Origin of the sequence: Virgibacillus sp. NKC19-3, from assembly GCF_019837165.1 — a bacterium.
Taxonomy (GTDB): domain Bacteria; phylum Bacillota; class Bacilli; order Bacillales; family Amphibacillaceae; genus Virgibacillus_L; species Virgibacillus_L saliphilus.
Window position 1 is genome coordinate 339,051 of sequence record NZ_JAGYHC010000001.1, and the last position, 13,620, is coordinate 352,670.

General features: G+C 39.5%; 15 protein-coding genes and 5 tRNA genes. 16 read left to right on the plus strand and 4 right to left on the minus strand.

The features are described from left to right. Positions 1-718 precede the first annotated feature (718 nt). Together KFZ56_RS01750 and KFZ56_RS19935 are read right to left on the minus strand one after the other, a co-directional pair. Complete coding sequence (locus tag KFZ56_RS01750) at positions 719-1,483, minus strand: MerR family transcriptional regulator (RefSeq protein ID WP_222639833.1); 765 nt, start codon at positions 1,481-1,483, stop codon at positions 719-721. A gap of 42 nt (positions 1,484-1,525) precedes the next feature. Further along, the gene (locus KFZ56_RS19935; RefSeq protein ID WP_222639835.1) at positions 1,526-1,846 is read right to left on the minus strand and encodes a magnetosome magnetite crystal formation protein family; all 321 of its coding nucleotides are present in this window, start codon (positions 1,844-1,846) and stop codon (positions 1,526-1,528) included. A 455-nt stretch (positions 1,847-2,301) separates the two neighbouring features. Between KFZ56_RS19935 and KFZ56_RS01760 the strand changes: the two genes are divergently transcribed. The 4 genes from KFZ56_RS01760 (at position 2,302) to KFZ56_RS01775 (ending at position 4,201) form a co-directional block, all read left to right on the plus strand. Further along, a complete protein-coding gene (locus KFZ56_RS01760) occupies positions 2,302-2,496 on the plus strand; it encodes a hypothetical protein (RefSeq protein ID WP_222639837.1) in 195 nt (64 codons plus the stop codon). 93 nt (positions 2,497-2,589) lie between these two features. Then, entirely contained in the window at positions 2,590-3,330 is a 741-nt protein-coding gene (map, locus tag KFZ56_RS01765) for a type I methionyl aminopeptidase (protein WP_222639839.1), read from the plus strand. Between the two features lie 153 nt (positions 3,331-3,483). Continuing rightward, positions 3,484-3,903 carry a hypothetical protein gene (locus KFZ56_RS01770; RefSeq protein ID WP_222639841.1) on the plus strand — a complete coding sequence of 140 codons (420 nt, stop codon included), beginning with the start codon at positions 3,484-3,486 and terminating at the stop codon, positions 3,901-3,903. A 124-nt stretch (positions 3,904-4,027) separates the two neighbouring features. Beyond that, positions 4,028-4,201 (plus strand): hypothetical protein, encoded by a 174-nt coding sequence (locus tag KFZ56_RS01775; RefSeq protein ID WP_222639843.1) that lies wholly within the window; start codon positions 4,028-4,030, stop codon positions 4,199-4,201. Between the two features lie 116 nt (positions 4,202-4,317). On the opposite strand, the gene fabI is transcribed toward KFZ56_RS01775, so the two are convergent. After that, positions 4,318-5,094 carry an enoyl-ACP reductase FabI gene (gene fabI, locus KFZ56_RS01780; RefSeq protein ID WP_222639845.1) on the minus strand — a complete coding sequence of 259 codons (777 nt, stop codon included), beginning with the start codon at positions 5,092-5,094 and terminating at the stop codon, positions 4,318-4,320. Positions 5,095-5,309: 215 nt separating this feature from the next. Here fabI and KFZ56_RS01785 point away from each other — a divergent pair. The 10 genes from KFZ56_RS01785 to rocF all read left to right on the plus strand — a co-directional run bounded on the left by KFZ56_RS01785 (position 5,310) and on the right by rocF (position 11,863). Further along, positions 5,310-5,381: transfer RNA gene (locus tag KFZ56_RS01785), tRNA-Glu, on the plus strand. Positions 5,382-5,391: 10 nt separating this feature from the next. Continuing rightward, positions 5,392-5,467 (plus strand) — tRNA-Thr (locus KFZ56_RS01790). Between the two features lie 54 nt (positions 5,468-5,521). After that, a tRNA-Tyr gene (locus KFZ56_RS01795) sits at positions 5,522-5,606 on the plus strand. 10 nt (positions 5,607-5,616) lie between these two features. Continuing rightward, positions 5,617-5,691, plus strand: a tRNA-Gln gene (locus tag KFZ56_RS01800). Positions 5,692-6,022: 331 nt separating this feature from the next. After that, positions 6,023-6,095: transfer RNA gene (locus KFZ56_RS01805), tRNA-Lys, on the plus strand. 314 nt (positions 6,096-6,409) lie between these two features. Then, entirely contained in the window at positions 6,410-7,699 is a 1,290-nt protein-coding gene (locus KFZ56_RS01810) for a hydroxymethylglutaryl-CoA reductase, degradative (protein ID WP_222639848.1), read from the plus strand. Then, a complete protein-coding gene (mvk, locus tag KFZ56_RS01815; protein ID WP_222639851.1) occupies positions 7,696-8,655 on the plus strand; it encodes a mevalonate kinase in 960 nt (319 codons plus the stop codon). Before KFZ56_RS01810 ends, mvk begins: the two co-directional genes overlap by 4 nt. Positions 8,656-8,755: 100 nt before the next feature. Then, positions 8,756-9,733: a diphosphomevalonate decarboxylase gene (gene mvaD / locus KFZ56_RS01820; RefSeq protein ID WP_222639854.1), complete on the plus strand. Its 978-nt coding sequence runs from the start codon at positions 8,756-8,758 to the stop codon at positions 9,731-9,733. Positions 9,734-9,746: 13 nt separating this feature from the next. Beyond that, positions 9,747-10,862 carry a phosphomevalonate kinase gene (locus KFZ56_RS01825; RefSeq protein ID WP_222639856.1) on the plus strand — a complete coding sequence of 372 codons (1,116 nt, stop codon included), beginning with the start codon at positions 9,747-9,749 and terminating at the stop codon, positions 10,860-10,862. Positions 10,863-10,960: 98 nt separating this feature from the next. Further along, on the plus strand, positions 10,961-11,863 hold the full coding sequence (rocF, locus tag KFZ56_RS01830) for an arginase (protein WP_222639858.1): 903 nt from the start codon (positions 10,961-10,963) through the stop codon (positions 11,861-11,863). Positions 11,864-12,004: 141 nt separating this feature from the next. On the opposite strand, the gene KFZ56_RS01835 is transcribed toward rocF, so the two are convergent. Further along, the gene (locus KFZ56_RS01835) at positions 12,005-12,157 is read right to left on the minus strand and encodes an aspartyl-phosphate phosphatase Spo0E family protein (RefSeq protein WP_222639859.1); all 153 of its coding nucleotides are present in this window, start codon (positions 12,155-12,157) and stop codon (positions 12,005-12,007) included. Positions 12,158-12,305: 148 nt separating this feature from the next. Between KFZ56_RS01835 and sigW the strand changes: the two genes are divergently transcribed. Together sigW and KFZ56_RS01845 are read left to right on the plus strand one after the other, a co-directional pair. Then, positions 12,306-12,869, plus strand: a complete 564-nt coding sequence (sigW, locus tag KFZ56_RS01840; protein WP_222639861.1) for an RNA polymerase sigma factor SigW — start codon at positions 12,306-12,308, stop codon at positions 12,867-12,869. 15 nt (positions 12,870-12,884) lie between these two features. Then, positions 12,885-13,520: an anti-sigma factor family protein gene (locus KFZ56_RS01845; RefSeq protein ID WP_222639863.1), complete on the plus strand. Its 636-nt coding sequence runs from the start codon at positions 12,885-12,887 to the stop codon at positions 13,518-13,520. Positions 13,521-13,620: the final 100 nt, after the last annotated feature.

Here is a 13,620-nt window from a genome sequence, read left to right on the forward strand (position 1 = left end):
CGATGAATATCATAATATGCACTTAAAAATTTTTGGGTAAATAATATTGGAACACTTAAACAATCGGGGGCGATTGTTTAATAAAATTAAAGAACTTTTATCACGAATTTTATATGTAATGATTGATACTAAAAGTAAAGAATTCCATTTTCACTCAACAAATATTCTTTAACCTGCTGTGACTTTTAAAAAGTCACAAAAAGGTAACTAAAAAGATGTTCATCAATAAAAAATATGAATGTTGGTTTTTGTTATCTTTCTCAGTACATGTAGTAAAAAAGCAATAGCTAACATAGAAACTGGAGATATGGGTCGCATGATATGAGTTTCTAATACACTTCAAACGTAATGGTTACAAAAGCTGGCCTGTTTGGGTGAAAGTTTTTTTATTTAAATGACAACTTTTCTTATTTGCCGGTATAGTTTAATGGTAAAAGAGGCATTTGTTTTAATCGGCCTATTTCCTTTTCATGTTCGAGATATCCCTGTTCAATATGCAAGCTTTTATGCTTGAAATCAATGCTTTTTTATTGTAAATCAAGCACTTCGGAGAAACGCAAACCGAACTATAATTTTCTAGGGAAGGAAGGGATCACTACTGGAAATGTAGGAAGTCCGCCCATCGTCGCAATCGGTATCATTGCGATGTTTTCAAAAAGGGGAATCGCTGCCGGAACGAAAATATCATACATGTCCAGAGTAATTTACTGTTTTCCCCTTAAAACCTAAACCCAGCGTTATCTTTTCGAAAGATTTCCATAGCCTCTTTTAAAAACTCTTGTTCCTTTTCTGTAAAAGGATTAGGGAATGAAAAGGACTCTGTGGATGGTAGTTTTTCTGTAATTAAATCCAAATTTCCTTTCGTAGTTTCATTCATAAGTTCCATTAATGATTCGATTATTTGTTGTGATTCCTTGGAAGACGGTATAGCTCCGGTAAACGTTACATGTTTGATACTAGATAAAATTTTTGTCCATTTTTTACCTAAATCAATTTCTTCGGAATTATTTATACTAAATAATTCATCCGTTATATCTTTAGAATAATGATCTTCAAACCATTTTTTTGTATCTTCTTCAAAAATTAATTTTTGTATCATCGCACAAAATATGTTGATATTGATGGTTTTCTCATTGTCTATTGTTTCAATAAGATGATCTAAATCAGTTAAAATATTAATGATTTCAAGTTTTTTCGCTTCAAATAGCTGTTTTTGATTGTTTAATGATTTCAATATTTCCGCTCCCTCAGCAACGTTATTTTGAAGCATGGTTTTAATATCTTTTAGGGAAAAACCGAGAAACTGCAAGGATTTAATTTTTTGAAGGGTAGATAAATTCTCTTTTGAATATAGTCTATGCCCGCCCGCTGTATAATCACTTGGTTTAAGTAAGTCTATACTGTCATAATATCGAAGCGTTCTAATGCTGACGCCGGACTTTTGCATTAATTCTCCGATAGTAAATATATCTTGATTCGACATTTTTCCTCACCTCTTGTTTTATTTACTTATTGCCCCTACCCTTTAGACTTTAAAATAACGTATAACAGGGTAAGAAAACTTTTTTCCCCTTAGGGCATACATTGCTGCAATTAATATCAATATTGTTTCAAGGGTTAGAAGACTATACGTAAAAGCAGGTCTCATATGCAGTAAATTTAAGATCAAAAGAATTGGGAAAAAAGTAAAGTGAAGATTCATCCCTTCTTTTGCGTGATCTGCAAAATATGTATTTCTATTCTTAGTCCCCAAGTATACCAATATAGGTAAGATAAAAGTAAGCAATAACGAGAATAGGTGTATTAAGCTTGCCAATCCCCTATTTAACATACTCTCTCTTTTCATTGCGCACGACCTCCCGTATCATAATTTATTTTGTTGTTGCTTTTATTGGGTAACTAAATTGATTGTAAAAGGTGACGCAACTGGAGATTCAAGTACAAATTTTAATTTAATTATATAATCAATTTGATTAAATAGTGTCGAACAACTATATTTGCCAACAGTAAAAAATCCATTTTGAATTGTCGGTTTATTCGGTTGATGGATGCCAGCTTTTACATATGGGTTCCAATCAGGTGGATAATAAATCTGTTTAGTAAAACAGGGAAATTACAAATAAAAATAGATGGTAAAGTTCAAAGATCCATTATGAAAGAACATGAAGAAGATTTCCTCTTGTATTGACGTCAACTAGATTATTAAGCAAAGACAATAAATGTTGTCCTCATTTTTAGGGTTATCGGGCCATATTGCTGCATAACGACGCAGGAAAAATGTTAAAGTATTAGGTAACGTTTATGAAAACAGAACGAGGAGTGAACTACGATTCAAGCGTGACGCCGACAAGACAGTTTATTGTGGGAGATTTCGTAAAAGTAGAAGTGGAACATGATCATGATTCTGATGAACACGAGTGGGCAGTCATCATTAGCTGCCCCCTCCTTGGGAATGAATGGAACCACACAGTCAATCGGCAACGAATGAAGATATAAATGTAGATTTTTATCCCTAGAACGAAAACGTCATGGTATACTAAAAACAAATAGAATACGAAACATAAAATACGTTAAAAGGTGAGGAATACAGTGATTGCTAAGACCGAAGAGGATTTTAATGGCTTAAAAGAAATTGGTGAAATTTGCGGAACGATTCGAGATGAATTAGTCCGTTGTACGAAACCAGGAATTACTACAAAAGAGCTTGATGAAATGGCGAGAGAAATGTTTGAAAAAACAGGGGCACAATCTGCTCCAAAGGGAGAGTACGATTTTCCTGGGTATACATGCATTAGCATAAATAAAGAAGTAGCGCACGGAATTCCGAGAAAACGGACCATTCAAGAAGGGGATCTTGTTAATATTGATGTTTCAGGTTCGAAAAATGGCTATTTCGCAGATACGGGAGTTTCGATTGTAGCCGGGAAAGGGGAAGAAGTTTTACAGAAAATATGTGATGTTGTTAAAGAAGCATTCGATGCTGGGCTGAAGAGGGCAAAGCCGGGCTCGAAAAAAAGTGGACTCGGAAAGGCCGTACACAATGTAGCAAAACAGCATGGTTTAACAGTTATAAAAAATCTTACTGGCCATGGTGTTGGTCGCTCCATTCATGAAGCACCAGACCATATTTTCAATTATTATTCTCGTTGGGATGACGAAATGTTAAAAGATGGAATGGTAGTTGCTTTTGAACCTTTTATCTCTACATTTGAAGAGGAAGTTTTCCAATCCGAAGATGGCTGGACCTTCCTAACCGACGAAAGCTTTGTCGCCCAATACGAACATACGATTATCCTTACCAAGGAAGGTCCAATTATTACTACATTGTAAGAGCACTAATACTATCAAAAAATGTGATTTGTCACAGGTCTCCTATTATTCCATAGGAAATCTGTTAAACGTAAAAAGGTAGGAAGTTACGTATGTCTAAAAACGAAATTACACAAAAGGATCGTAAGTTTGTAGATTGTCCCGTTAGTATGCATGCAGACCATAAAGCTCAAGGAAACACCAGTCTATACCTTTGCAGTTAAAAGTGAAGATCTTATAGATATTGTTCATAAAGCAACAAATATTGAGAAACTTATAGGCTATGATGTTGTTTACATCCCGATCAATAGGACCTTACCAAGAAATATAAAAAAGTATCTTGTTGAACAAACAAATTGTAAAGATAAATTTTCCAAGACTACTCAAACCACCTATTTTGTAAATGCTTGTATACATTGTGATGCACTGCAGGGAGCTAATTTCGTACATCAAGAAGTAAGCTCCCCTTTCACTGGTATGAATGCTACAGAATCAAACACTATGAAATATATAGAATTTAAATTAAAAACGACATTGCTATTGATTATGAAGTGGGGGGGAGAAATGCGTTTCATAGGATTATCTTTTAATTAATTAGCTAAATACACACTTCCACCCCCAGTAACAATTTAACATGTCTACTAATAAAATTAATGTATGGGCATATTCACTATCCAAACACGAGGGGATATTAACCTACCTGAAGGGGGAGGTGTGTATGGACAACAACAAGTTGCTCGGAACGATTATCGCTGTTTTGCTTTTGCTTGGGATCGGTTTGCTAATCGGGTCTTTGACATCATTGATGCATACAATGCCAACACAGGTGGATGTGATTGGATCTATAATGCAGGAAAGCGGCTATCATGCCTGGCAAATGCCATATTCGTGATATGTTTCGAAAGTGCTAAGCAAGCACACTTGAATCCGATAACAATACGATACATCCCGTATAAAGAAAAGGCGCCTGCTGCTTAATACCAAGCAGTTGAGCGCCTTAATTAATATTTATCCGCCAATAATGTGGTATCCGGAGTCAACGTGCATGACTTCGCCGGTTACACCTCTGGAAAGTTCGCTCATGAAGAATAACGTTGCATCGCCAACCTGATCTTGGTCCACATTTTGGCGTAGTGGAGCTTTTTCTTCAATAATTCCTGCCTTCTCATTGAATCCTGATACACCCTTGGCGGATAAAGTGCGTATAGGACCGGCAGATACGGCATTTACGCGTATGCCGTACTTTCCAACATCTTCTGCTAAATATCTTACACTAGCTTCCAATGATGCTTTTGCAACTCCCATGACATTGTAGTTTTTGATAACGCGTTCTGCTCCAAGATAGGTTTGGGTAACGATGCTGCCGCCTTCTGTCATTAACGATTTGGCAGCTCTTGTTACTGCTACGAGTGAATATGCGCTGATTTCCTGTGCTAATAAGAACCCTTCACGTGATGTGTCTGCATATTCGCCATTGAGCTCATCGCGGTTTGCAAAGGCAACAGCATGTACAATTCCATGAACAACGCCGACTTTTTCTTTAATTTCAGCAAAAGCATGATGAATACTTTCATCACTTGCAACATCACAAGAAACGATTAATGTTGCTTCGATCGCTTTTTTTTCAAGAAGCTTGGTCAGTTTTTGATAGGATCTTTCCTGTCTATTGGTGAAAATTAAATTTGCTCCTGCGTTATGTAATGATTTCGTTATCCCCCAGGCAATGCTTCGCTCGTTCGCGACTCCCATTACAACGATATTTTTTCCTTCTAATAAACTAGACATACGTAAACCTCCAACTATTTTTCTTTCATCCATTATAACCTAATTGGTATCGTTAGAGAAATCTAATTTTAGCATTTTATATAGGCAAACCTTCTCCCTATGAAAAAAATATGAAAAAAATTAATTTCGCCCTTTACAAAGTTTGTAGGACTCGTTATAATAAAATTCGTCGGTTTACGACAAGCGCATATTGGAGTGTGAATACACTACTTCATGGCCCGTTGGTCAAGTGGTTAAGACACCGCCCTTTCACGGCGGTAACACGGGTTCGAATCCCGTACGGGTCATCCATAATAAGCCGGCCTAGCTCAATTGGTAGAGCAACTGACTTGTAATCAGTAGGTTGGGGGTTCAAGTCCTCTGGCCGGCACCATTACTTGATATAAAAAATTTAATGTATAAATCATTTATATCCGTCAAGACTATCGGAGGGGTAGCGAAGTGGCTAAACGCGGCGGACTGTAAATCCGCTCCCTCAGGGTTCGGGAGTTCGAATCTCTCCCCCTCCACCATTTCTATTTTTGGGCCATAGCCAAGCGGTAAGGCATCGGGTTTTGATCCCGTGTACCCCAGGTTCGAATCCTGGTGGCCCAGCCATTTTTAATTGCCTAGGAAATTATAAAATGATTTGCTTGGGCATAATGTATTATTGATTAATGGCTACGTCCAGCTACAAGCGCCAAATACGAGGAGATAACACGAGAGCTCCCTACGATAAAGAAGACTTGGCGACTGACAAGCCGACAGGCGCAGGCAGAGCCATAGTCGCACTTATGCCTGTGGCGAAAGTCATCATCGGTTCGTTACCTCACCGTGGTTCCTTTTCGCTTTTGTTCTATAAAGAGGAATTTACCCAATACCCACAGGTAACAGTATACAACGTTTACAAACACGTTTTTATTCATAAAACGCTCACTAAAACGACGATGAGCCATTAGCTCAGTTGGCAGAGCATCTGACTTTTAATCAGAGGGTCGGAGGTTCGAACCCTCCATGGCTCACTATTGATTTATAATCCTGAATTTAATTTTAAAAGGCAACATTATACCGTGATTAAACGTAAACAAGGTAGTCGTACCAATTGGCAGCCTTGTTTATTTGCATTTTAATGCTTTTTTTCACATAATAGATAGAGTAATTTTGTTTTAAAAAGGGATTATAAAAATAAGAAGATAATTGTTATGAAAACATAAAAATTTACTTTATAATCACGAACGAAGCATATACATGTTATAATTTTATTCTAGATGTGTTTTATATTAAAATGGAACTATACCTTTTTGAACAATGACGCTATACAAAAGGATGATAAGGTATGAAAACCTCCAGAATCCCAGGTTTTTATAATATGACTGTTGATGAGCGAAGAAAATTATTGCAAGATATGCATACATTTACGGATGAAGAGACCGCTGATTTATTCTCGGATGCGTCTTTACCGGCAGATACTGCTGATAAAATGATCGAAAATGTAATTGGAACCTTTTCATTACCACTTGGTTTGGGATTGAATTTCCTTATAAATGGGAAAGAATATGTCGTACCAATGGCAGTTGAAGAACCATCTATTGTTGCTTCAGCAAGCTATATTGCCAAAATCGTGCGAGAGGCCGGTGGCTTTACAACTGAGGCTACAGATCGGGTTATGATTGGTCAAATTCAAGTAGTTGGCAGCCCGGACATCGAAGCTGCAAAGCGTGCGCTTCTAAGTGAAAAGGAAGCCTTATTAGAGGATGCGAATGCAGCTTACCCCAGCTTGGTAGCCAGAGGTGGAGGTGCTGAGGACCTGGAGGTACGATTACTCCATGAAGGATCGGATTCCAGATATGGTCAAATGCTTGTTTTACATGTTTACGTTAATACATGTGACGCGATGGGAGCAAATATCATTAATACGATGGTAGAGGCTTTAGCCCCTACAGTGGAAGATTTAACGAAAGGGAAAGTTTACCTGCGAATTTTATCCAATTATGCGGATAAATGTTTAGCACGTTCCCGGTGTGTGATCCCCCCTGCATTACTCGAAACAGAAAACTTCTCAGGAGAAGAAGTGCGCGACGGGGTTGTACATGCTTATGAATTTGCAGCAATGGACCCATATCGTGCAGTTACCCATAATAAAGGGATTATGAACGGGATTGATCCAATTGTTATTGCAACAGGAAATGATTGGCGAGCAGTGGAAGCAGGTGCGCATGCCTATGCAGCCAGAAACGGCCAGTACAGTTCCATGACGACCTGGTTCAAAGACGGGGCAGGAAATCTGGTTGGTGAGCTGGAATTACCAATGTCTGTGGCAACGGTAGGTGGATCCACGCAGGTCCATTCCATGTCCAAAATGGCACACAGTATGTTAGATGTGAAGTCCGCTCAAGAATTAGCCCAAGTTATTGTCTCAGTCGGATTAGCACAAAACCTTGGTGCATTAAAGGCGTTAGTAACGGATGGTATTCAAAAAGGCCATATGGCTTTACATTCTCGCTCTGTTGCCATTGCAGCAGGGGCTTCTGGGGAGATGATTGATATTATTGCTGATCAATTAATAGAACAAAACGAAATCCGTGTTGGAAAAGCTAAAGAATTGGTGGAACAAAATATAAAATGAGTATACAAAAAGCAACCACAGAACAAACAGCTATAGGGATAGCTCATAGTAAATTAATTTTGATTGGGGAGCATGCAGTTGTACACGGACAACCTGCCATTGCTATTCCCTTTCCGTTAGTTGGTGTGGAGTCCGTTGTTGAATATGTGCCAGGGACTATAAAAATCGATAGTTCTTTTTACCACGGGCCAATTGAATTAGCTCCGGAATCGCTGTGTGGTATCACCAATTGTATTAAAGAAACATTGAATTACCTTCAGTTACCATGTCAGGATTTATTAATTAATATAAATTCATCTATACCGCATGGCAAAGGGCTTGGATCTAGTGCTTCCGTAGCGATTTCTGTGGTCAAATCTTTGTTTGCGTATGCACGGGAGGCGTATACGGAAGATGAACTACTCGAGCTTGCCAATATCTCCGAAACTTACGCCCATGGTGCACCAAGCGGTATTGATACACTTACCATAACGTCTGGTTCACCAGTATGGTATGAAAGAGAATTGCCGATTGAATTTATTAATCTGAGTGAGGATTTTCACTTTGTTGTAGCAGATTCCGGCAGAATTGGAGATACCCGACTTTCTGTTGGTTCTGTAGCCAATTTATTAAAGTCTGCACCTAAAAGAATTCAGGCAAAACTGGATCGCATCGGGGAGCTAACCCATCATGCCAAAGATGCATTAGAAAAGGCTAGCAAAAACTTCCTAGGCCATATGTTGAATGAAGCGCAGAAAGAACTGGAATCCCTAGGCGTAAGTGATTCCGGATTAAATCGACTTATTGATCTTGCGCGCCAGGAAGGTGCCTTAGGTGCGAAATTAACAGGCGGCGGTAATGGAGGCTGCATTATTGCACTTGCTCAAAATGAAGTGCACTCACGCCAGCTTGCCGAGAAACTAAAGAAAGTTGGAGCACAGGCTGTGTGGCCTTTTGTACTAAAGAAAAAAGACTAGATAGTAGAAAACTCGGTTGTCATCAAGTCTTTTGGTGCCAGCCTTAGTTACACTTATGCAGTAAGAGACTATTTTCTTACTGCTAAAAAGGGGAAAAACAATGAAGGCTACTGCGAAAGCACATACAAATATTGCCTTAATTAAGTATTGGGGAAAACGCAACGAACCTCTAATATTACCGACAAACAGTAGTCTTTCTTTGACATTAGATGGGTTTTCTACGACTACAAGCGTCGAATTTCGGGAGAACTTGGCAAATGATCATGTTACCATTAACGATGAGACTATTTCAGGTGAGTCGTATAGACGTGTGAGTGGATTTCTCGATCTGATCCGTCAAACTGCCGGGGAAAAACATTTATATGCAGATGTCCATTCGATAAATGACGTTCCCACTGCAGCTGGATTTGCATCATCGGCATCGGGTTTTGCAGCACTTGCTGCTGCAGCAACAAAAGCGATTGGCTTACAGTTAAGTGATCAGGAGCTATCAAGAATAACCCGCCAAGGCTCAGGTTCCGCCACACGCTCGATTTATGGTGGCTTCGCGCAGTGGCAAATGGGCGGACGTCCAGATGGTTCCGATTCATATGCTGTACCGATTGCTTCGCAGGACCACTGGGATATTCGTGTTGCTGCTGTTGTCCTGTCTGATACGAGGAAAAACGTGTCGAGTCGTGATGGAATGAGGCGAACAGTTGAAACATCTGCCTTTTATGATGGCTGGTTAGGAAGCCTTGCCGATGACCTGGAGCAGATAAAAGAAGCGATCATGGACCGGGATTTTGAAAAGACTGGAAAGATTGCAGAAGCCAACTGCCTGAAAATGCATGCCACGACATTGGGTGCCAATCCTCCTTTCACGTATTGGACAGACAAGACAGTTGCAGTTATGCAAACTGTACAAGCCATGCGAGCGGAAGGAATTCCAGCATTTTTCACCATTGATGCCGGGCCAAATGTGAAGGTCCTTTATTTACCGGAGAATGAAAAAACTGTTGAGAAGACACTCCGTGACATACCTGGTGCCGAAGACGTAATTTTAAGTAAACCAGGTCGGGGAGTAAGCTTTCTATAGGGGTTGAACGATTTTGTGCCGTACACCAATGACCATAAAAGTGCCAGGGAAGTTGATGATAGCAGGAGAGTTTGCTGTCCTTCATCCCCATCATAACCTTGTTGTCATGGCTGTGGATCGTTTTGTATATGCAAGTATTCAGCAAAGCGATAAGAATAGGTTGACACTGGAAGATTTTAAACTACATGATCTCCGCTTTGCATATAACAATAAAGACGTGAAGATTGATACCGATGACGAACGGGTGCATTTCATCGAGCAAGCAATGAGTCTAGCGTTTACCTATTTAAAGGAACATGACGTTAAGCCTGATCCGTTTAAGCTGTCAATCAGAAGTGAGTTGGATGACGTCTCGGGTGTGAAATATGGCCTCGGATCAAGTGCAGCTGTGGTAACATCCGTTATTACAGCTATTCTAAAAAAATACTTGCCCTATCGCCCATCTGCAATGTTGATATTTAAACTTGCAGCTGTTTCCCATGTGATTACACAGCGAAATGGCTCAGGAGCTGATGTAGCGGCGTCTTCCTATGGAGGTTTTCTTCAATATTCGTCTTTTCAGTCTGATTGGTTAATCGAAGCGTATGAGAATGCGAAAACACTGCAAGAACTTCTGGAGCAGGACTGGGTTTACTTTTCTCTCAAACCGATGAAGCTGCTCGAGGATGTATACGTGTGTATTGGCTGGACGGGAAAGCCTGCATCAACGAAGAAACTTGTCGATGAAATATTAAAACTAAAAAATGATGATCCCGCCCGATTTCAACAATTTCTTACAAGTAGTGAAAACGCTGTTGGGGATTTTTTAAAGGGAATGACAGAATCAGACATTGCTCTTTTACTAAAAGGTGTCAAAGAAAATAGACAAGCACTGCAGGCAGTGGGGCAACATGCGAATGTAGATATTGAAACCCCATTATTGCGGACATTATGTGATTTAGCGGAAGGTTATGGTGGTGCCGGTAAGCCCTCAGGAGCTGGCGGTGGTGATTGCGGTATTGCGTTTATGCCTTCACAGGAGAAGGCTAAAGCATTAATGCAAGCGTGGGAGCAAGCAGGAATTAAGCCGCTAGCTATTCAACCATACGAATACGGGGCTATAGAAGCTAAGCGCGATGAAAGCAGGTAGGAAAGCCTGCTTTTTCTAATGCATATATATACACTGAAATGTCGAGTTGAGTCATTGGGTCTTTTTTGGCTACAATAAGAAAGAGGGAGGTTGGAACCATGCAAGATAATATGTCAGTGATTGGCGTGCCAATGGATTTGGGCCAAAGTCGCCGCGGGGTAGACATGGGACCAAGTGCTTTGCGTTACGCTGGTGCAATTGAAAAACTGCAGGAACTAAAAAATGATATCCATGATTTAGGAGATATAACAATAGCTCGCCCGGATACGGCGAAAGCAATGGAAGAGAGTAATTTGAAAAATTTAAAGCAAGTCATACAAGCAAATGAAGAGCTTGCTTCCACTGTTGATAAGGAAATAGAGAAAAATCGTTTCCCGGTAATTTTTGGTGGAGACCATAGTATTGCGATTGGCAGTTTAGCTGGAATAGCCAAGCATTATGAGAATTTAGGTGTGATTTGGTATGATGCGCATGGTGATTTGAATTCAAGTGAAACATCCCCATCGGGTAATATTCACGGGATGCCACTAGCGGCTAGTTTAGGGATTGGCCATGAGAAACTAACGAATATACTCGGATATACACCTAAAATAAAACCGGAAAACATTGTTATTGTTGGGGCTCGATCCCTTGATCCCGGAGAAAAGGAATTGATCCGTGAAAAGGGAATTAATGTATACTCCATGCATGAAATTGATCGGATAGGCATGTCTAACGTCATGAAAGAAACGATCGACTATCTCAAGGAAAGAACAGACGGAATTCATTTAAGCCTTGACCTTGATGGGCTGGATCCATCTGAAGCGCCTGGTGTAGGTACTCCCGTAATTGGCGGGCTTACATATCGTGAGAGCCATTTGGCGATGGAAATGATAGCAGAGGCAGATATCTTAACATCTACCGAAATTGTTGAAGTAAACCCCATTTTAGATGAAAAAAATAAAACAGCGGAAGTAGCAGTTGGTCTAATGGGCTCCCTCTTTGGCGAAAAACTGAAATAAGTAAACAAAAGCGTCAGCGTATATCCATTTTATAAATTCGTAGCACATGAAAAAAGACATTAAACCTCTAAGTATGGAGAAATTTGATGTCTTTTTTTACCCTATTTTTATTTTTCTTTTTGTCCAATCTTAAGAAGTCTTTTAGTGTGCGTAATTTTGGTAATCGTTGATAAGATTGTCCAGCTTTTCACTGGTCGCAATAACCGTCTCGGAAGTTAATTCATGCGATTGAGTTAATAAAATCATTTCGTGCCGACATTCCTCAATTTTTTCTAATAACTGAACTTTTTCCACAAAACTATCCTCCTTTCCAGTATAATATATTATAAAAGTACCCAGGAAAAAGCAAGCCTAAACGCATAAAAATAATTAAATTTCTAATGAAACCTTTACATGTCATCATTCGTAACATAAATACCGCATCGTTAGCGGAGGTAGAAGTATGGAGCAAGTTATTAGAGATAAAATAAGACAGGTAAAGAAAGGGGATCAATCTGCTTTTGAAGATGTGATCGCCTTCTATCAGGATAAAATTTATCGACATTGCTTTCGAATGATTGGCAATGCACACGAAGCGGAGGATATTGCACAGGAAGCCTTCATTCGGGCTTATATAAATATCCATTCGTTTGATGACCGTAGAAAATTTTCGACATGGCTCTATCGGATTGCTACAAATGTCACGATTGATCATATTCGAAAACGAAAACCGGATTATTTTCTTGATGATAAGATCAAAGGGACAGAAGGGTTGGATATGTATTCCCGACTTATCAGTAACACACCATCTCCGGGAGAAGAGGCGGAAAGTCGGGAATTGCAGCGCTACATTCACCAAGAGATTACAAGACTTCCGCCGAAATATCGGAGTATCATTATTTTGCGTTATATAGAAGAGTTTTCTCTCCAAGAGATTAGTAATACCATGGATATTCCACTCGGAACGGTCAAAACGCGTATTCATCGTGCAAGGGAAGCTTTACGGAAGAAATTGCGTTATGTGTAAAGGAGTGTGGTTCATATGAATTGCCATGATAAGGCACACAGACTTATCCATACATATTTAGATGGAGATTTAAGCAAAGCGGAAGAGAAAATACTCAGCTCCCATTTAGAAGAATGCGAAGCTTGCCAGCGGCATTTATATGAACTAAAACGAACAATCACACTTCTTCCCAGTACAGAGCAAGTGTCAGCACCAGCGGATTTCACAAAGAATGTCATGCAAAAATTACCCGCTGAAAAGAAACGTGTGACATATCTGCGCATGTGGAAGGCACATCCACTGGTTGTCTCAGCAGCGCTCCTGTTTATTTTTATGATTAGTGGTGTGTTTGCAACATGGCATCAAGATAGTGAGCTAGTTGTCTCCAAACAGGAGGGTTTAATGATCGAAGAGAATACCGTTATTGTTCCTGCAGATGTAACGGTCTCCGGGGACGTATATGTTAAAAATGGCGATTTAAGGATTGATGGAAGCGTAGATGGAAATGTTACATTGATTAATGGTCGATTAATTGAGGATGAACCGAGGCAAGGAGAACCGTTAATGGCCTCTGTTGGTGAGGTTAGTGGCGAATTAAAGCAGATTGATCAATTTTTTGATTGGATATGGTATCAGGTGGAATATGTATTTCAAAATGTGTTTCGTTTTTAAATAAAGAAGCGAAAGAGCCGTCCCTCTATTTCCTTGATTTTTTGATTAATTTATTCATGTCGGATGCAAAATTATGTTATAATAAGTAAGCTTGCTGATT